The following is a 19,943-nucleotide window of genomic DNA, read 5'->3' on the forward strand; positions in this document are numbered from 1 at the left end:
TGATCAACTTTATAAATAAAACAAGCAAAACTTGTTTTATTTTTCAATTATGTGATCTTTAAAAATCGCGTAATTGAAAAATAAAAGCACCGCAAGGTGCAAATAATGAAAACTTTAAGCTTATAATATTAATCAACATGCAATAGATGTAATAAAAAGAATTAAGGATATTAAAATAAATATTTTTGATATTCTTCTACTAAAACCTTCTTTTTCATCTAAAGTGGTTTCGTATCTTTTGATCTTGTTATTAAAATATTTAGCGGTTTTTTTATTTCTTAAATAACCATTAATTATAAATAATGCAATAAACAATATAAAACCAGTTGTTATAAGTATTTCAAAAATATTATTACCATTTTTACTAAATTTAATAAATCTTTGCATTAAAAGTGAAATAATAATATAAGTTGTAGAAACACTTAAAACAGTTAAATAATCATATCAACGCATTTTTTTAGAAACTTTGTAATTGATACTTTTATACATTGCTTTAGAATCGTGTTTTTCAACCTTTGAGTTAATATCTTGTTCAATGCTATTCTTTTTAAATTCATGAACTTCTTTTTTTGATTTTTTAGAATCAGTATTGCTTGCATTTATTCTATTCATTAAATTAACCTCACAAAATCTAAGATTAATTTTAAATCAATTTTAGAAAAATTAATTAATAAAAAAGGAGAAAAATGTCAAACTTAAATAAAAAAATATTATCAATTAGAAATTTAGAAGTTAAATTTCGAGTTAGAAGTCGAGTATTGACTGCAATTAGAAATGTTTCTTTTGATTTATATGATGGTGAAGTATTAGCTCTAGTTGGCGAATCAGGTTCAGGTAAGTCGGTTATTACTAAAACTTTCACCGGAATGTTAGATTCAAATGGTTGAATAAATGATGGATCAATTATATATACACCAAATCAAGGTGCTATGAATGATGAAAAATCATATTTTAAAAGTCCTGTTGATATAGTTAATATTGAAAAAAAATTAATTTTGAGTGATGTTATAAAATTTGTTAAAAAAACTACTAATGCTGAAATTAGTAAAATAAAAAAAGAAATTTTAAATTTAGAAAAATTTAAGAATAATAAACTTTTAATTGAAAATGAAATATCAGAAATTGATTCTCAAATAGTAAAATTAGAATTATTTATATCTCAAAAAGCTGAAAAAGCTAAAGAATTCAAAAAAAGAAATGACGCTTTTAAATTAACTCAAGCAGAAAATAAAATAAATGTACTTAATATTAAAAAAGAAATTTTATTAAGTGTTGACTTGCAAAACAAAAAAATTAGTGATTTAAAAAATAAACTGATTTTATTAGAAGGCGATATAAAAAAAGTTGCTGGTTTAACTTTAAAAGAACAAGCAATAATTAAAGAAATAATTTCAAACATAGAAAGTTTTATTCAAACTAAACAAGCAATTACTCTTGAAAATATAGAAAAATTTAATTCTTACTTTGAAGAAAGAAATCATTTAGTTAAATTTGAAAAAGAATTAAAAGTAATTTATGAAGAAATTATCAAAAATAAAAAAGTTGATGAAGAACATTTCGCTAATATCATGTTTGATTGAAATGAAATATTGAATACTAAAACTAAGTCAAGTGCAAACAAATTAATTAGAGAAATAAGAGGAAAAACTATAGCTACAGTTTTTCAAGATCCAATGACTTCTTTAAACCCATTATTGACTGTAGGATTTCAAATTACAGAAGTTTTGATTAAGCAATTAAAAATGTCTCGTGAACAGGCAAAAAAAGAAGCACTTAAGTTATTAAAGCAAGTTGGTATTCCAAATCCTTCATCTCGTTATAAAGATGTTCCTGGTCAATATTCAGGTGGTATGAGACAAAGGGTTGTTATTGCAATTGCTTTAGCTTGTAGACCAAAAATTTTAATTTGTGATGAACCAACAACAGCACTTGATGTAACTATTCAAGCTCAAATTTTAAAATTGATTAAAGATTTACAAAAAGAATATCATTTTTCTGTAATATTTATTACTCATGATTTAGGAGTTGTTGCAAACATTTCTGACAGAGTTGCTGTCATGTATGCTGGTCAAATAATTGAAATAGGTACAACCGAAGAGATTTTTAATAATGCAAAACATCCTTATACATGAGCTCTGTTATTATCACTACCTCAATTAGGAACTAAAGGAGAAGACCTATATTCAATTGGTGGAACACCTCCGAGTTTATTTAATGAAATTAAAGGTGACGCTTTTGCTCCAAGAAATAAATATGCATTAGCTATTGATTATTTACATGAACCTCCAATGTTTAAGGTTTCTGAAACACATTATGCTAAAACATGGTTATTACATGCTAAAGCTGATAAAAATATTGGTCCTAAAAAAACAAAAAGTTCTGTACTTTCAAAAGCAGCAACACCTAAAAAAACTGTTATTGCTAAAAAAGGAGGTACAAAATAATGTTAAAAAATAATAAAGATGTTTTATTGAACGTTAGAGATTTAACTATTGAGTTCCGAAATAAAGGAAAAAAGTTTCAAGCTGTTAAAGGTGCTAACTTTGACATATATAAACAGGAAATATTTGGTTTAGTTGGCGAGTCAGGATCTGGAAAAACAACTATTGGTAGAGCTATTGCTGGTGTTCAAACATTAGCTGATGGGTCAATTTATTTAGATAATCAATTGGTTGCTGGTAATCCAACTTCTTTATTTAAACTAAACAAAGAAATGTACAATAAAATTAAATTAATTGAATCTAAGTATGCGGTTAATTCGCACTACTTTGACAAAATTATTTTAAATTTGAAAAATTCATATGAAAAGTATAAAGATGAAGACGAAGCTTTTAGAAGTGCTAGATGAAGAAATGTATTTTCTTCATCATATATCAATTTAGTTCATAGATTAACAAAAGATAATTTAAAGTATGTAAACGATATCATTAAGGATTTTAGAAGAATTAATCAGTTTGTTTCTGGTATTAATGAATACATACCTCAAATATCAAAACAGCTAGAACAATCTGTTTTAGCTAAAAATGAAGATACATTGGATATCATTATTAGATTAAAAGATAAAATGAGTTTGGATTTCTTTGACTTAGAAGAAATTAGAAAAAAAATTAAGTTTGCCAGAAAAAACAGAGATGCAACTATTTTTATGGATTTAATGGAGTTTATTTTTAGTAAGCTAAAGTTAATAAAAGAAAATGATGATCGAATTTTTAGAAGAATCAAAATTGCTACAACTTTAGAAGAACAAAATTTAGATCTTTCGTCTCCTTCTAACAAAAGAGCTAAATTAATTGAAAAGTATGAAAATCAATTAAAAAATAAAGATTTATTGACGGAAAGACAAACAAGTACAATTGTTGAACTAATTGAATATCTACATTTACCATCAATTGACGAACTTGTAAGTGAATCTTATTTATTTTCAAAACCAACAAAAGAACAAAAAAGAGCAAATAGAAAAAATATTCAAATGATTTTTCAAGATCCAGGTTCTTCTTTAAATGAAAGAATGTCTGTTGAAGAAGTTATTTCTGAAGGTTTAGAAAACTTTACTGATTTATATAAATCAGAAGAAGCTCGTTTAGACTATGTAAGATACTTTAATGAACTTAATCTAGATAACCAAATAACAATTGATCAAATTGAAAAAGATGATGATGTTAAAAAGCATATCATTTTAAATTTAGTTAGATCAGTTGGGCTTTTACCAGAGCACTTGTCGCGTTACCCTCATGAATTTTCAGGAGGGCAAAAACAACGTATTGGTATTGCTAGAAGTTTGGCTTTAAAACCAAAAATTATTATTGCTGATGAACCAATTTCAGCACTTGATGTTTCAATTAGAGCTCAAGTGTTAAATTTATTTCAATTATTTAAAAAAGAATATAATCTTACATACTTATTTGTTACTCATGATTTATCAGTTGTAAAATTTATAGCTGATAGAATTGCAGTTATTTATCATGGTGATGTAGTTGAATTAGCGCAAGCTGAAGAGTTATTTAAAAATCCTCTTCACCCATATACAAGATCATTGTTATCAGCAATTCCTCAACCAGATCCAAGTTACAACTTTGATGAAAGTTTAATTGTGTACGATCCAAAAGAAGAACATCCTGACTATATTTTTGATACACCTGAGTTTGTTGAAGTTAGTGAAAATCATTTTGTTTTAGCTAACAAACGTGAATTAAAAGAAATCAAAAAAATAATCAAAAAATAGTTTAAAACAAAACATCTTTTCTTAGATGTTTTTTTTATGCTATAATCTCAAAGAATAAGAAAGAGGTGATTTTATGAGTATTCCTTCCCAGAGTTTATTAAGTGAATTAAATTTTATCAAGAGTGCTTATATATCACTAATTTTTCTACGTTAAAGATTATTAATATTTAGGCATTCATAGACTGGAGATTTATGAAAAAACTAAAAAAAATAAACAATAATACAAAATTTGAATTAATCAATTATGTAGACTCTGACAATAATAAATTATTAAAACAATTTGAAATTAATAAATTTGGTTTAGATGATAACCAAGTAAATAAAAATAGAGAAAAATTCGGTGGTAAAGAATTAAAACCATCAAGATTTAATTTTTTTCTAGTATTTTTAAAAACATTTTTTGCCCCATTCAACATAATATTGATACTTATTGATGCATTTAATTTTTATGAGTATGTGGGTGAAAGAGAAATTTTTTCTTTGGTAGCAGCTATTGTTGTTCTTGTGATGATCATTGCTAGTGGTACTATGGCTTTTGTTCAAGAAATAAGATCACATATAGTTATTAAAAGAATGTTAAAAGAAAGTAAAAAAACTTCAAAAGTAATTAGAAATATTTCTTATAATTATAAAACTTTAGATAATGCCAATTCAATCAGAATGATTAAAGAAGCTGAAGTTATTGAAAATGATGAACTAGTTCCTGGTGACATTATTTATCTTGTTAATGGAGATATTATTCCAGCTGATGTAAGAATTTTGTGATCAAACAACTTATATGTAAATCAATCATCACTTACAGGTGAAAGTTTCCCAGTGCAAAAAAAAGATACTAATGATGGAGAATTTGAATCTCATTTAAATTATGACAATATTGGTTATATGGGAACTGAAGTAATGTCTGGCAGTGGGATTGCAATAGTTGTAGCTACTGGTCAAAATACTTATTTTTCATTAATTGATAATAAAGTTAAAGAAAAAAGAAAAGATTCTTCATTTGAAAAAGGAATCAAAAAAATTACTATATATTTAATTGCGTTTATGTTGGCAATAACACCAATAGTTTTATTAATATCTGGATTTCAAAGTAATGACTGAATAAAAGGTGTAATGTTTACTATTGCTATTGCTGTTGGTATTACCCCAGAAATGCTACCAATTATTGTAACTTCTAACTTAACAAGAGGTTATAAAGAAATTGAACAAGAAGAAATTATTGTTAAAAACCTTAACGCAGTTCAAAATATTGGAGCTATTGATATTTTATGCACTGATAAAACAGGTACTATTACAAGTGGTGAAATTAGCTTGGATAAAGTATCGGGTGTTAATGGTGAAAAATCTGATTTTTTAGAAAACGTATTATATTTAAATAGTTACTTTCAATCTGGTTTTCAAAATCCAATTGATGTTGCTGTATTATCATCAAGAATTAAAAAACCTGATGTTGATGCATATGATAAAGAATGAGAAATTCCTTTTGATTTTGAAAGAAAAATTTTATCTGTTATTTTAACAACTAAAAAAGATAAAGAAATTTTTACTAAGGGTGCTGTTGAAGAAGTACTTAAAGTATGTAATAGAATTTCTATTAATGGAAAAATTGAAAAGCTAGATGCGAAACAAAAGAAAAAAATCCTACAAAAAACTCATGAGTTAAATATGGGCGGTTATAGAGTTATTGGTATTGCTCATAATTTATTACAAGATGAAGACGTTGAAGAAGAATTAATCTTTTATGGGTTTGCTACATTCTTTGACAAACCTAAAAAAACTTCTAAAAAGTTGATTAAAAATTTAGCTTTAAAAGGAATATCAACAAAAGTATTAACAGGTGATAATGAAATCATTACAAGAGCTATTTGTAAAAATGTTGACTTTAATATTACTAAATTATATACAGGTATTGAAATTGAAGAAATGGGTGAAAGACAATTATTTAAAGCTGTAAGAGAAGCTAATGTTTTTGTTAAATTGTCTCCAATTCACAAATCAACAATAATTGCTGCACTACAAGCACAAGGGCATGTTGTTGGGTTTATGGGAGATGGTATTAATGATGCGCCAGTTCTAAGAGAATCTGATGTTGCTATTTCATTTAGTGAAGCTTCTAATATAGCACAGGATGCAGCTGATATGATTTTAACTGGTGAATCACTAATGGCTATTGAAAAAGCTGTTGTTGAAGGGCGTAAGAGTCTTGCTAACATGTTGAAATATATTAAAGTAACTGTTGCCTCAAACTTTGGTAACGTTATATCTGTTATTGTTGCGCTATTTTTAACTCAAGAAGAACCAATGCTTCCGCTGCACTTATTGTTACAAAACTTATTGTACGACTTTGTAATGTTTGCATTAGTATTTGATAAAGTTGATGATAGTTTCTTAGACAAACCAAGACCATTTACAACCAAAAATATAATTTGATTTGCTGTTATTAATGGGCCTGTAAGTTCTATATTTGATATATCAACATTTTTAGTTTTAATTTTTGGATACCACTTAGTAGAGTTCCGCGGTGGTCCAAACCCTGACATTAAAGATGCAGCAATGAAATTCCATGCTTCATGGTTCGTTGTTGGTTTGATGACTCAAACTGCAGTTATGCAAGTTTATAGAACAGAAAAGATACCATTTGTTAAATCAAAAGCTTCATTATTAATGATGATAGCAACAATAGTTATTTGTTTGACAGCTATATTAATACCATTTACTCCAATTAATGGATTAGTTTTAATGTCAACACCTGCATGATCATTCTTATTTGTTGCTTTAGGTTTTGTTAGTTGTTATATTGTATTAGCTCAACTAGTCAAAACACTTTATATTAAAAAGTTTCATGAATGATTATAAAAAAAAGAAAATACTTGTTATTACAACAAGTATTTTTTGTAAATATTATAATTTATTTATGATTAAAATAATAACTAGTAATTCTGTTGAGCAGACTAATAAAATAGCTTTAGATTTAGCTTCAATTATTAATGGAGAAATTTATATATTATTAACTGGTGATCTTGGGGCTGGCAAGACAACATTTACAAAGGCCCTAATTAAATCTTTGGGGATTATAAAAAATGTCTCTTCACCAACTTTTACAATACTAAATCAATATAATATTTGTAATAAACTAATTAATCATATGGATGCATATCGTTTAGACATAAATAATGATTTGGAAATGTTTATTGAACAATTTGATGGTGCAATAAACATTATTGAGTGGTGAACAAATATTAAATTAAATTTAGATAATAAAAAAACTATTAAAATTGAAATAAAAAAAATAAATGAAACTTCAAGACAATTCATTATAGAAGGTATATAGGATGAAATTATTTATAGATACAACAAACTGACAGTTATGTTTAATTCTAATTAATGAACAAAACAAAATTGTTGAAGAATTTATTCAAAAAGATACTAAAAAAGTAAGTGATATTACTATGAGCAATATTGTTAAACTTTTAAAAAATCATAATTTGATTCTAAAAGACATAAAAGATTTTTATGTAACTAAAGGACCGGGTAGTTATACTGGTGTTAGAGTTGGGCTAAGCATTGTTAAAACACTTAAAACTTTAAACAATGAAATTAATGTATTTTTAATTGACTCTTTAGCTTTGCAAGCTGTTGGAAAAAAATGTATAAGTTTATTGGATGCAAGATCATATAAGTACTATTGTGGTGTTTATGACAATAATAAAGTAATAAATGAACCTTACTTAATTGAACAAAAAGATCTAAAAGAATTACAAAAACAATTTTTAGAGTATAGAATAATAAAAGACTATGATGGTATTGACTTTAAAATTAACGTATTGAACGCATTAAAACAGTTTCAAAAAGTCCAAACCACAAGTGAGATAAGCCCAATTTATATAAAAAGTTTTATTTAAGTACTATAAATAAAATATCAAATGTATTATAATAAATATGCTTACTACACTTATAAGACCCCGGACAAGTCAATGTAAGAGGAGAAATAAGCACATGAAACAAACAACTTTGATTGCAGCAAAAGATATCAAAAAAGAATGATACATTGTTGATGCTGCAGGACAAAACGTGGGTAGACTATCTACTGAGATAGCTAGAATTTTAAGAGGAAAACATAAAGTTGACTTTACCCCACATATTAATAATGGTGACCACGTTATCATTATTAATGCAGAACAAGTAGTATTTACTGGTAAAAAAGAATCAGATAAAGCTTACTACCACCACTCAATGCACCCAGGTGGATTGAGAAGAAGAACAGTAGCTGTTCAAAGAGAATTAGATGCTAGAAAAATTTTAGAGCGTTCAATTAAACTTATGCTACCTAAAAATGTTCAAGGAGCAAACCAATTTAGAGCATTACACGTATTTGTTGGAAGTGAGCACCCTTATGCAGCTCAAAAACCACAAGTATTAGAATTTAAAAAAGGAGATAATAAATAATGGCAGATAAAGTTATTTATAGAGGAACTGGCAGAAGAAAAACTTCAGTTGCTCAAGTTATTTTAACTCCTGGTAAAGGTGAAATTATTGTTAATGGATTACCTGCACTTAAATTCTTTCCATATGCAACTTTGGTTCAAGAACTTGAACAACCATTAGTAGCAACAGCAACAGAAAAAGATTTTGATATCACTGTTACTGTTAAAGGTGGAGGATTTACTGGACAAGCTGGAGCAACTCGTTTAGGAATTGCAAGAGCTTTGCTAGAAGCTAGTGAAGACTATAGAAAAGTTTTAAGATCAGTTGGGTTACTAACTCGTGATGCACGAATTAAAGAACGTAAAAAATACGGACTTCGTGGAGCACGTAGAGCACCTCAATTCTCAAAACGTTAAAAAAACAAAACTCTCTATTGAGAGTTTTTTTCAACTTTATTTTTCAATTATACTTGTAAAATAAATTTACTATTTATTTTTAAGTTTTTACTAGATTTTGCAATATTTTCTTTAAAACTTTTTTGAAAATTTTCTGGTAAATATTCAAATAGTTCTACAATTCAATTTTGTATGCTATTTAAGTCAATGTAAATACAATTAAAATGCATAGTTTTGTTTCTTAATTCTCTAATTGACTTTTTATAGTCATCTCATATTGTTGTTGATTAATTAAGTTCATTTTCTTTAGTTGATCTAATTTTCAACCAAAGTTAAATTTTTTGTTCATTATAGTTTTTCATTTTTTCAAATTTGTCAGATTTATCTTCTCATTGATTTGACATATAGTAATTTTGGCAAGTTTCACTTTCCTTATCTATTATTTGCTTTGTCAAACCTTCTTCAAAAAATAATAAAAACTTATAAACGTTATATTTTATTCTTTTTTCATAAATCATTAAATCTCTTAATTCAGAATAATTGATATCTTTTTTATCTTCTTCACTAGATATTAGTTTTGCTAAAAAAGCTATGTACTGAATTGATATTTGAGAGTTTCTTGAAATAAAATCGTTTCACTCTTCTTCATTAAAAATTAAAAATTAAATTTATGTTTCCAATTTCTTTAACCATTTATATAACTCCTTATTTATTAATTATATTTAATGCTAAACATTATATATATTAAAATAATAAGTTTTTTGTTTTAAATCAATAGTATTAAAACCAATAAGGACATAACATTCTAATTAAAGCAAGTTTTTATTGACTTATAGAGCGAAAAAACATATAATTATTTTGCTTTCGGAATATAGCTCAGCTGGTTAGAGCACTCCGCTGATAACGGAGAGGTCGATGGTTCAAGTCCATTTATTCCGACCATTTAGAAAGACAAGCAATAATCTTTGGATTGTTGCTTTTTTTATTTTTGAAAAATAGTAAAATAAATAATAGTTAAAAAACATTAAAGGAGTAATATGGAGTTTTCACACAAAGCAATAGAAAAAAAATGAGCTAAATATTGAGAAGAAAACAAAACATTTAAAACTCGTAATACTTCTAATAAAAAATCATATATATTAGACATGTTTCCATATCCGTCAGGGGCTGGTATTCATGTTGGGCATATTAAAGGGTATACATCAACTGATGTAATATCTAGAATGAAATTAATGCAGGGATATGATGTATTACACCCAATGGGTTGAGATGCATTTGGCTTACCAGCAGAACAATATGCTTTAAAAACGGGTAATGATCCAATTGATTTTACTTTAGCAAATATTGCTAATTTCAAAAATCAATTAAAGATGATTGGATTTACTTATGATTATGATAAAGAAATATCTACATCAAATCCGAATTTTTACAAAGTGACTCAATGAATATTTGTTCAGATGTATAAAAAAGGTTTAGCAGAATACAAAAATGTTGAAGTTAATTGATGCCAAGAGTTAGGGACTGTTCTAGCAAATGATGAAATAGTTGAAAAAGATGGAGTAATGTTAAGTGAACGTGGAGATTATCCTGTTGTTAAAAAAAACATGAAACAATGAGTTTTAAAAATTACTAAGTATGCAGAAAGTTTATTACAAGGCTTAGAAGAAGTCGAATGAAATTCTTCAATTAAAGATTTGCAAAGAAACTGAATTGGTAAGTCAACTGGTGTTGAGGTTATATTTAAAAGCAACAATATAAATATTAATGTTTTTACAACTCGTGTTGATACAATTTATGGCGTTAGTTATATTGTGATGGCCCCAGAACATCAAGATGTATTGAAGTTGACTACTAAAGACAAGTTAGAAGAAGTTAATGCATATATCAAAACTACTAAAAATAAATCAGAAATAGATCGAAAAGATGAATCAAAACCTAAAACTGGAGTTTTTACAGGTAGTTATGCAATTAATCCAATAACTAATGAAAGTGTGCCAATTTGAATTAGTGACTATGTTTTAAACAATTATGGAACTGGTGCGGTTATGTCAGTGCCTGCTCATGACAATCGTGATTGAGAATTTGCAACTAAATTTAATTTACCAATTAAATTTGTTTTAAAAACAGATGATCAATCAAAAGCTTTTATAGGAGAATCTATTCATATTAATTCAGAATTAATTAACGGTTTAAACAGAATTGAAGCAATTGAAAAAATGACTAAGTATGTGGAAGAACACAAAATTGGTTTTGTCAAAACTAATTACAAACTAAGAGATTGATTATTTTCAAGACAAAGGTTTTATGGAGAACCATTTCCAATCTTGCATGGAGAAGATGGAAGCATTGTACTAGTAGAAGATTTGCCAGTTGTACTACCACGTATTAAAGACTTTAAACCAAGTGGTGATGGACAATCACCTTTAGCCAAAGTTGACGAATGAGTAAATGTTGAAATTAATGGTGTTAAATATAAAAGAGAAACTAATACAATGCCAAATTCAGCTGGACCATCATGATACTTCTTAGCTTATATTTTAGCTATTGCTGAAAACGAATTTATTGATATTGATTCACAACAAGCAAAGCAACTATTTGAAAAGTGGTTACCAATTGATGTTTATGTTGGTGGACAAGAACATGCTGTTGGACATTTGTTGTATGCAAGATTTTGAATGCATGTATTGTATGATTTAAAAATTGTTAATACAAAAGAACCATTTAAAAAACTTTATAATCAAGGAATGATTCTTGGACCTGATAATCGTAAAATGAGCAAAAGGTGAGGAAATGTAATTAATCCTGATGATGTTGTTCAAACACATGGAGCTGATAGTTTAAGATTATATGAAATGTTTATGGGTCCTTTTGAAGCTTCTTTGCCTTGAAGTGAAGAAGGATTAGATTCAGCTTTAAAATGAGTGCATAGGGCCTTTAGAATGGTTAATAATGCTACTTTAACTAATAACAATGATCAAAGTTTAGATTTTATTTATAATGATGTTGTTAAAAAAGTTACTGATATGATTGAAAGCTTAAAGTTTAATACAGCCATTTCACAACTTATGGTGTTTGTTAATGCAATTTACAAACAAGAAGGTAAACCAATTTATAAACTTTATATTGAAGGTTTTGTACAAATGCTTTCAACATTTGCACCATTCATTGGCGAAGAATTATGAGAAAGATTAGGCTTCAAAGAAACTATTTTAAAATCAACATGACCAACAGTTGATGAAAGTAAATTAGTATTATCCAATACAATTGTAGCTATTCAAGTTAATGGTAAATTAAGAGCAACAATCGAAGTTGCAAAAAATACATCCAAAGAAGAATTACTAATATTAGCCAAATCAAATGATAATGTTAAGTCGTTTATTAGTAATAAACAAATAATAAAAGAAATTGTTGTAGTTGATAAAATTGTTAATATTGTAGTTAAATAAACACAAAAATAAACAAATATTATAAAATTATTTATAAATTTAAAGAAAGGAAATTTTAAAATGAGAAAAACAATTAGATTATCTATTTTGCTACTAGTTGTTGCTATTATCTATTTTGGTTATTCAGCTTGAATAGATTCAGTTGCAATTTACAACATTGGTTCTGTGCAAGTTGGGTCAGGGACAAACTGAAATTCACAAATGCAAGAAATTTGATTAAAAGTTTCAAGCGAAGACCAATTAAAGATTATTGAAAATTTAAAAAGCATCAACTCATCTTTTATAATTGGAAGCGAAGGGAAAATTACTGAAGTGCTTTCAATGGGAGCTATGTCAGATATCAAAGTTATTAGAATGGTTATTGAGTATGCTAATAAAACAGAGGGAGTAAATTTCTCACTAAATGGTTTTATGGGAGCAAATTCTTTAATGAAAACTTTATTAGACCCTTTTAAAATGGTTTTAGTTGGGGGTGTTTTTGCACTATTTATTCCACTTACAAAACAATTATTATTTGGAACAATCATTGGAATGAAAAGTTACATGAAAAATCGCCAATCAAATGTTTTATATAACTATCAAAAAAGTATTGGTTATGTTTCTGATTTAAAAACTAAACTAGAAGCTGGTAATTATGAAGAAGTTAAAGCTTCATATGCTGCTTTTTCAGGATTAGCATTTAAACCTGAATTTTTAAATAATATGATGGATGAAATTTGTTCAGCACTAATCAAAGAAAGAGATTTAACAATTTTTGCAGAACCAGCGCAAATTGTTCAAAACTCATTGACTGAAATGTATGAAAAAGAAAGAATGAGATCAATTAACGGCCGTGGGGATGAGTTATTCTTTGATCTAAAACGTGGTTATGAGTATTGTGCTAAAGGTTCAAAATACTCAATAGCATATTATAAATCTCAGCAACAAAAAGCAGATAATTCATTAGGTTGAAAAATTTACTCATTAGAAATTTTTAAATTCAATTTTTTCTTAGCAATAACTTTCTTACCATCATTTATTCTTTCAGGATTAGTTGGTGGTTTAGTAACAGGATTAGCGACAAATGCATCACCCGATGTTAAAACTTTAGCTGTTGCTGCATCATTTTTAATTCCTTGAGTATTATTAACAATATTAGTCCATGCATTAATTATTTTTAGAAATCCAGCATACGCAAGTATGAAAAAAGTTTTAATTAGACCAGCATTAGTTTATTATGGTATTTATTTATTAACTTTTATCACAATATCTGCTGGATGTGTAGCGCTTGCAAGAGTTGGAGACATTTCTCAACCAGGTACTGGAGGCTTAATCTGAGAATGATTCTCAGCTTTGGGTTATCTTGTATTATCATCAAGTTTAATTTTTTATGTATTAGCTACTCTTGTAGATAGTTTTAAAACATATAAAGTGTTAACTCCAAAATTATTGATTGATGGAGTTATCTTACCATTAACAGCGTGAATTATTTCAACTGCAGTTACTTTTATATCTTTATATGGTATTCAAGGTAATTCTTGATTAGTTGTTGAATATGGTGAAACTATTAAATCCATATTAGTTGCAATTAACGGTGTAACTTTAATAGGATTCTGAATATATCTTTCAGTGTCATCATTTTTAATTAATAATTTAATATCACCAAAAGTTGCAAGAGAATTAAGAAAAGTTTTTGAAGCAGAAGCATTGGCTATGAGAAAAGCTGCTAAAGTGCAAAAAAAAGCTGCTAAAGTTGCTAAATAATTTAACATTTTGAAAAAAGTGATATTTAGTCACTTTTTTATTTTTATCATTTTATATAAGTATAATAATTATTAGAAATGAGGATTTATGGAATTGATAAGCAAAATTGTAAAAGCAATAGAAGAACACAAAAAAATAATACTTTTACGCCATATTCAACCAGATGGAGATGCTTATGGTTCTCAGTTAGGGTTAAAAGAATTAATTAAAACTAATTATCCTACAAAAGAAGTTTATGCTTTTGGTGAAGAAGTTAATTATTTAAAATTTATTGGGAATTTTGATCAAATGGAAAATGAAGAAGTATTTAATGGTGCTTTAGTTATTGTAACTGATTGTGGTAATGTTGAAAGAATTGACAATCAAAATTATAATAAAGGAAAAACCTTAATTAAAATTGATCATCATCCCGATGCAACTCCATATGGTGATATTTCATGAGTGGATACTACATTTACAAGTGCTAGTGAAATGATTGGTTTATTAGCTATTCAAGCAAAATGAATAATATCACCACAAGCTGGTAAAGTAATTTATCATGGGATATGTACTGATAGTGGAAGGTTTGCTTTTGGTGGGATTACATCAAGAACTTTTCAAGTTTGTTCAGGTTTATTAAATAGTGGTTTTGATATTCATGTGTTATATAAATCAATGTATAAAAAAAATTTTCAACACCTAAAACTTCAAGCAGAAGTTATGCAAACAGCTAATGTTACACTACATGGTGTTGGGTACAATTTTTTAACCAAAGAATTAATGGAAAAATATGAAGTAAATTATGATGATAACGGAAAATTTTCAAATCTTTTAAAAGATATTGAAGATGTTCACATTTGATTAAGTTTTTCAGCAAGAATTGATGGTAAATGAAGAGTTGAATTTAGATCAACAGGAGTACCAATAAATGAATTAGCTATTAAATGAGGTGGTGGTGGCCACTTGCAGGCAAGCGGTGCTATTGTTGAAACAATAGAAGATTGTTTAGCTATTGTTGAAGAAGCTAATCAGTTATTGGCTGTTTAAAATCATGAGTTTAGTTAATACAAAAGAATATAAACATCTTGAAAAACTTTTATTTGAGAATGAAACCATTAAAGCTTCAATTGTTGGTGAAATTGAATCAATTGCTTATTTGGTTGCTTTTACTCAGTCGAGATTATTTCTTGTTAAAAAGCAAATAGACATTTTTGTAAAAGTACAACAGTTTGGTTTAGAAGAGATATTTGATATTAAAATTAGTTTTGTTGGAGACATATTTGATGTAGTTTTATATGTTAAAGATAAACCAATAATTAAAATTGATTATTTAGAAGCAAACATTAGTAAAGATTTTTCAAAAAAGTTGTTTGAAGCTATCAATTTATGAATCAATAATATTTAAAAAATTAAATTTTAAATAATCACATGTTATTATTAATTTATATTTAATTAGAAAGAGAATTTTTTATGTTAACTTTACAACAACAAAGAAAAAGAATGTACAAAGTTGGATATATATTTTCTTTAATTTCAATAATTGCTTTAACATTTGTATCACTTATAATTTTAATATTTGCAGTTGTAACTTTAGGACATACTGCAGTTGTAGCTTTAGGGCTTACAGTTTTATTTAAAATAATATTTTTATTAGTATTTATAGTTTTATATATAATACTATTTATAAATATTAAAAGAGCATATGTACAATGTGGTACTGATAAAGAAAAAGATCATTTAGCACTTGGCATTGTTTGTGTCTTATTCATGACTCCTTCTGCTATCTTTATATTAATTGCAACATCAATGTTTCATGAATAATATAGCAATAAAGAAAAAACAAATTTAAGTTGTTTAAAACAACTTTTTTTTATACAATATCTAAGAATAAAGAGGTATTTATGAAAATATTAGCAATTGAATCATCATGTGATGAGTTTTCTATTTCAATCATTGATAATGGAAAAGTATTAACTAATATAATTTCGTCTCAAATAAAGCAACATGAAGCTTTTGGTGGAGTTGTTCCAGAATTAGCAGCAAGATTGCATTTAGAAAGTATTGATTATACTTTACTGGCTGCTTTAAAAGAATCAAAATTAGATATTAATGAAATTGATTATATTGCTTATACTGAAAGACCAGGATTAATTGGATCTTTAATTATTGGTAAGTTAGTTGGTGAAAGTATTGCTGAATACATAAACAAACCTTTAGTTGCTTTAGACCATATAGAAGGCCATATATTTGGTGCTAACATTAATAATGAATTTGAGTATCCAGTTTTAGCAATGGTTGTAAGTGGGGGCCACACACAAATAGAAATGGTCTATTCGCCTAATGATTTTGAAGTGATTGGGGCAACTGTTGATGATGCTATTGGGGAGTGTTATGATAAAGTTGCTAGAGTTCTTGGTTTTAAATACCCAGGAGGGCCATTAATTGATAAACATGCATTGGTTGGAAATAAAAATGCTTTTAATTTTACTCAACCAAAAAATGATGGTAGTTATGATTTTTCTTATTCAGGTTTAAAAACTAATGTTATAAATACGATTCATAATTTAAAACAGAACTATAAAGAAATTCCAATAAATGATATTTGTGCTAGTTTTCAGTTCGCAGCAACAAACATTATTGAAAAAAAACTGCAAAAAGCAATTGAAGAATTTAAGCCAAAAACTTTGACAATTGCTGGTGGTGTTAGTGCTAATAGTGAACTTAGAGAAGTTATAAAATTGTTAGGTAAGAAAAATAACATAAAAAATACTATTATTCCTGAATTTCAATATTGCACTGATAATGCTGCTATGATTGCAAAATTAGCATATGAAAAATTGAAATAAAAAGATAAAAAAGTTTATTGTGATAAATTAAAATTTTTGGTAATTTAATTCAAAAGAAGAAGTCATTAGTGGAATTTTTTTTCTAAATATTGTAAAATTTATAAAAACAAAGGAGAAGATATGAGATCATTTCTAGCAAAACTATCAACAGTTGGTGATGGGAACTTAACTTCAAGAGAAGAGGTTTTAGTAGATTTTATAAAAACTAATTCTAAAGATATTGTTGAATTTAATATTAAAATTGATGAATTAGCTAAAAGAGCAAAAACGGGTTTTAGTGCAATTTATGGTTTATTGAAAAAAATTGATATTGATGGATATAGAGATTTTATGATTTGTTTAGCAAATGATGTTGAGCATTCTGAATTAAACTTTGCTCAAAATGACCAGTGTGTCTCAAATGCTTATATAAATATTATTAAACAAAATCACACTGTTATCAAGAAAAATAATTTAGTTGCAACAATTGAATTGATTAACAAAGCGCCAAGAATTTTTGTTTGCTATTGAGAAGGTGTTCTTAAAGGGCCAGCAATGGACTTATCTAATTTCTTTTTTGAACAAGGATTAAATGTTTATTTGCTTGACTCAGATTGAGATTCAATCAATGAGCGTGTTAATTCTTCAACAAAAGACGATTTATTTATCTTTATAACTAAATATGGAACATCAACGCATCTAGCTAGAGTAATTGAAACAATTGGAGGCAAAAAAGGCAATTCAATTTTTATTTCTGGAAAAGTTCCTTCAAAATCAATTAAAGATAATGCATTAGTGAAACATACTTTAATTGTTGATAGTGTTGAATTTCAAAACAAAAAAATTTATATTTCAAAGACTTTGCCTTTTCATTATTTTAATGATCTTTTGATATATCATTATCTAAATACTAAAAAATAATAACGAAAGGTTTTCATGGGAAAAATTTATAAGAAAATAAATTTAAAAATGGGTAATATAGTTTTTAAAACTGTTAATAAAAATCTAATATCATTTTATAATGGTATAGAAAATTTAACGCGTTTAAAACATAGAAACTCAATATATTTTCCTGAAATAAAAAAAATGAATTCAATTTTGGACTCATTTCATAAGACTCCAAAATTAAAAATTACAGTTTCAGATAATTTAATACCTTTTAAATTTGAAACTGAAGATGGTGTAACATTGTCTGGAATTAAGTATATAACAAATCATAATTCAAAAAAATGAATAGTTAGTTTACATTGATTTGCTGGTCATAAATATTGAGGGTTATATAATGCTAGAGTTTTTATTGAATTAGGTTACAATGTTGTTTCATTTGATTTTAGAAATCATGGTGAATCTGAAAAAGTAAAACATGTTACTATGGGCTTGAATGAATCAAAAGATTTTTTAGCTATAATGAAATGATTACAAGAAAATCATCAACCAGAAACAATTGGTTTGCTTGGTGTAAGTATGGGGTCTTTTGTGATAAATTATGGAATTAATACATATAATGAAGAGTTCAAAAAATATAATGTTAAGTTTGCTATTTGTGATTCTGGATATGGTTCAATTTCTACTTTGTTATTACAAATAAGGAATTTTTGACTAAAAAAATTTATAAGAAAAAAAAGAATTCAAAAGTTTATTCAAGGTGTTATTAAAGCTCAATCTGAAGACACTGGTGTTGATTGAAATAATATAGATGTATTCAAGTTTTATGATAATAAAAAAATTGATAACATGTTTCCAATGTTTATCATGCACTCAAGAGATGACATTGTAACTCCTTTTGACGATAGTTTAAAACTGTTTATTAAAAGATCTATTCACTCAAGAGATGACGAAATATTAATTTATGATTCTTCAAGACATGCATTAAGTTTAAGATATCACTTTAAGCAAACTGTATATAGATGATTAAAATTTGAAAATAAAATAATGAAAGATGATGAGGCGACCAGAAAAGCTCTTGAATATTTTGACTTGGATAAAATTAAAGATAATGATGATTTTGATGAAAAAGTAGAGCTTAATACTTTTTATCTTAATTCATCAGATAATAAGGATGTAAATGAAATTAAATAATATAAAACTTATAGCTACTGATTTGGATGGAACTATTTTAAATCACGGAAAAATTTCAAATAAATTAGATGTAGAAATGTTAAAACTAGCAGCAGAGCAAGGTATTCATGTTGTTGTATCGACTGGTCAGGGGTGATCATCAGCTAAACCAAGAGCTGAAATGTTTAATGTTGATAAATATTCTAATTTATCAGTTTTTTTTAATGGTGCAGTTATTTCTGAAATAAAAGAATACAATCCGATTTATTGTCAAAGCATTGATAGTAAGTTAGTTGAAGAGTTTATGAAAATGATGAGTATACTTGATGTAGCTTGTTTAGCTTATACTAAAATCCCTGCACATGCTTATTGAAATGGGATTGATATTAAAGTCGAATCAATGGTTAAAAGAAATTGAGTTGATAAGTATAATACAGAAAAAGTCGATGTATTAACATTTAAAAACTATATTGATGTTGTTCAATTAATGATATTTGTAGAAGAAGAACAGGAAAGATTATTGTTAGAGTGGATTAATAAAAATAATTTAACAAATAAATTAAATCATATGCGCTCTAATGTAGAGTCAACACCAATCTATGAATTTATTCATATAGAGTCAAATAAAGGTTATGGTGTTTTAAAACTAGCTGAAATACTAAACATTGATAAAGAAGACATTTTAATATTTGGTGATAATCTTAATGATATATCAATGTTTGAAATGATACCAAATTCAGTAGCTATGGGAAATGCAGTCGAACTTATTAAACAAAAAGCCAAATATATAACTGACACTAACATGAATGGTGGTGTTGGTCAATTTATTAAAGCACACATTATAAAGGAATAA

The 19,943-nt window shown here is 26.7% G+C and carries 19 protein-coding genes and 1 tRNA gene; 17 read left to right on the forward strand and 3 right to left on the reverse strand.

Annotated features, from left to right (window positions below; all coding sequences use genetic code 4):
• Nucleotides 1–120: 120 nt before the first annotated feature.
• Nucleotides 121–612, reverse strand: a complete 492-nt coding sequence (locus EELLY_RS00375) for a hypothetical protein (RefSeq protein WP_104205545.1) — start codon at nt 610–612, stop codon at nt 121–123.
• Between the two features lie 74 nt (nt 613–686).
• On the opposite strand from EELLY_RS00375, the gene oppD reads away from it, so the two are divergent.
• The 7 genes from oppD (at nt 687) to rpsI (ending at nt 9,060) form a co-directional block, all read left to right on the forward strand.
• Nucleotides 687–2,444, forward strand: a complete 1,758-nt coding sequence (gene oppD, locus EELLY_RS00380; protein ID WP_104205546.1) for an oligopeptide ABC transporter ATP-binding protein OppD — start codon at nt 687–689, stop codon at nt 2,442–2,444.
• The gene (locus EELLY_RS04325) at nt 2,444–4,222 is read left to right on the forward strand and encodes an ATP-binding cassette domain-containing protein (RefSeq protein ID WP_104205547.1); all 1,779 of its coding nucleotides are present in this window, start codon (nt 2,444–2,446) and stop codon (nt 4,220–4,222) included. The genes oppD and EELLY_RS04325 overlap by 1 nt, the downstream gene beginning before the upstream one ends.
• 192 nt (nt 4,223–4,414) lie before the next feature.
• The gene (gene mgtA / locus EELLY_RS00390) at nt 4,415–7,075 is read left to right on the forward strand and encodes a magnesium-translocating P-type ATPase (RefSeq protein WP_104205548.1); all 2,661 of its coding nucleotides are present in this window, start codon (nt 4,415–4,417) and stop codon (nt 7,073–7,075) included.
• A complete protein-coding gene (tsaE, locus tag EELLY_RS00395) occupies nt 7,062–7,550 on the forward strand; it encodes a tRNA (adenosine(37)-N6)-threonylcarbamoyltransferase complex ATPase subunit type 1 TsaE (RefSeq protein WP_181021027.1) in 489 nt (162 codons plus the stop codon). The genes mgtA and tsaE overlap by 14 nt, the downstream gene beginning before the upstream one ends.
• Nucleotide 7,551: 1 nt before the next feature.
• A complete protein-coding gene (tsaB, locus tag EELLY_RS00400; protein WP_104205549.1) occupies nt 7,552–8,121 on the forward strand; it encodes a tRNA (adenosine(37)-N6)-threonylcarbamoyltransferase complex dimerization subunit type 1 TsaB in 570 nt (189 codons plus the stop codon).
• A 94-nt stretch (nt 8,122–8,215) separates the two neighbouring features.
• Nucleotides 8,216–8,665, forward strand: coding sequence for a 50S ribosomal protein L13 (gene rplM, locus EELLY_RS00405; RefSeq protein WP_104205550.1), 450 nt, complete (start codon nt 8,216–8,218; stop codon nt 8,663–8,665).
• Complete coding sequence (rpsI, locus tag EELLY_RS00410) at nt 8,665–9,060, forward strand: 30S ribosomal protein S9 (RefSeq protein ID WP_104205551.1); 396 nt, start codon at nt 8,665–8,667, stop codon at nt 9,058–9,060. Before rplM ends, rpsI begins: the two co-directional genes overlap by 1 nt.
• 47 nt (nt 9,061–9,107) lie before the next feature.
• Here rpsI and EELLY_RS04155 read toward each other — a convergent pair whose 3' ends face one another.
• Nucleotides 9,108–9,269, reverse strand: a complete 162-nt coding sequence (locus tag EELLY_RS04155; RefSeq protein WP_181021028.1) for a hypothetical protein — start codon at nt 9,267–9,269, stop codon at nt 9,108–9,110.
• A gap of 102 nt (nt 9,270–9,371) precedes the next feature.
• Complete coding sequence (locus EELLY_RS00415) at nt 9,372–9,557, reverse strand: hypothetical protein (RefSeq protein WP_104205552.1); 186 nt, start codon at nt 9,555–9,557, stop codon at nt 9,372–9,374.
• Nucleotides 9,558–9,904: 347 nt separating this feature from the next.
• Between EELLY_RS00415 and EELLY_RS00420 the strand changes: the two genes are divergently transcribed.
• The 10 genes from EELLY_RS00420 to EELLY_RS00465 all read left to right on the forward strand — a co-directional run bounded on the left by EELLY_RS00420 (nt 9,905) and on the right by EELLY_RS00465 (nt 19,943).
• Nucleotides 9,905–9,981, forward strand: a tRNA-Ile gene (locus tag EELLY_RS00420).
• Between the two features lie 95 nt (nt 9,982–10,076).
• Complete coding sequence (leuS, locus tag EELLY_RS00425) at nt 10,077–12,485, forward strand: leucine--tRNA ligase (protein ID WP_104205553.1); 2,409 nt, start codon at nt 10,077–10,079, stop codon at nt 12,483–12,485.
• A 60-nt stretch (nt 12,486–12,545) separates the two neighbouring features.
• Nucleotides 12,546–14,228: a hypothetical protein gene (locus EELLY_RS00430; RefSeq protein ID WP_104205554.1), complete on the forward strand. Its 1,683-nt coding sequence runs from the start codon at nt 12,546–12,548 to the stop codon at nt 14,226–14,228.
• Between the two features lie 87 nt (nt 14,229–14,315).
• Nucleotides 14,316–15,254, forward strand: coding sequence for a DHH family phosphoesterase (locus EELLY_RS00435; RefSeq protein ID WP_104205555.1), 939 nt, complete (start codon nt 14,316–14,318; stop codon nt 15,252–15,254).
• A 4-nt stretch (nt 15,255–15,258) separates the two neighbouring features.
• Nucleotides 15,259–15,612 carry a hypothetical protein gene (locus EELLY_RS00440; protein WP_104205556.1) on the forward strand — a complete coding sequence of 118 codons (354 nt, stop codon included), beginning with the start codon at nt 15,259–15,261 and terminating at the stop codon, nt 15,610–15,612.
• A 65-nt stretch (nt 15,613–15,677) separates the two neighbouring features.
• Nucleotides 15,678–16,028, forward strand: a complete 351-nt coding sequence (locus EELLY_RS00445; RefSeq protein WP_104205557.1) for a hypothetical protein — start codon at nt 15,678–15,680, stop codon at nt 16,026–16,028.
• Nucleotides 16,029–16,108: 80 nt separating this feature from the next.
• Nucleotides 16,109–17,053, forward strand: coding sequence for a tRNA (adenosine(37)-N6)-threonylcarbamoyltransferase complex transferase subunit TsaD (gene tsaD, locus EELLY_RS00450; RefSeq protein ID WP_104205558.1), 945 nt, complete (start codon nt 16,109–16,111; stop codon nt 17,051–17,053).
• A gap of 120 nt (nt 17,054–17,173) precedes the next feature.
• Complete coding sequence (locus EELLY_RS00455) at nt 17,174–17,953, forward strand: MurR/RpiR family transcriptional regulator (protein ID WP_104205559.1); 780 nt, start codon at nt 17,174–17,176, stop codon at nt 17,951–17,953.
• A 15-nt stretch (nt 17,954–17,968) separates the two neighbouring features.
• The gene (locus EELLY_RS00460; protein WP_104205560.1) at nt 17,969–19,111 is read left to right on the forward strand and encodes an alpha/beta hydrolase; all 1,143 of its coding nucleotides are present in this window, start codon (nt 17,969–17,971) and stop codon (nt 19,109–19,111) included.
• Entirely contained in the window at nt 19,098–19,943 is an 846-nt protein-coding gene (locus EELLY_RS00465) for an HAD family hydrolase (RefSeq protein WP_104205561.1), read from the forward strand. Before EELLY_RS00460 ends, EELLY_RS00465 begins: the two co-directional genes overlap by 14 nt.

This window comes from Entomoplasma ellychniae, from assembly GCF_002930155.1.
GTDB lineage: Bacteria > Bacillota_I > Bacilli_A > Mycoplasmatales > Mycoplasmataceae > Entomoplasma > Entomoplasma ellychniae.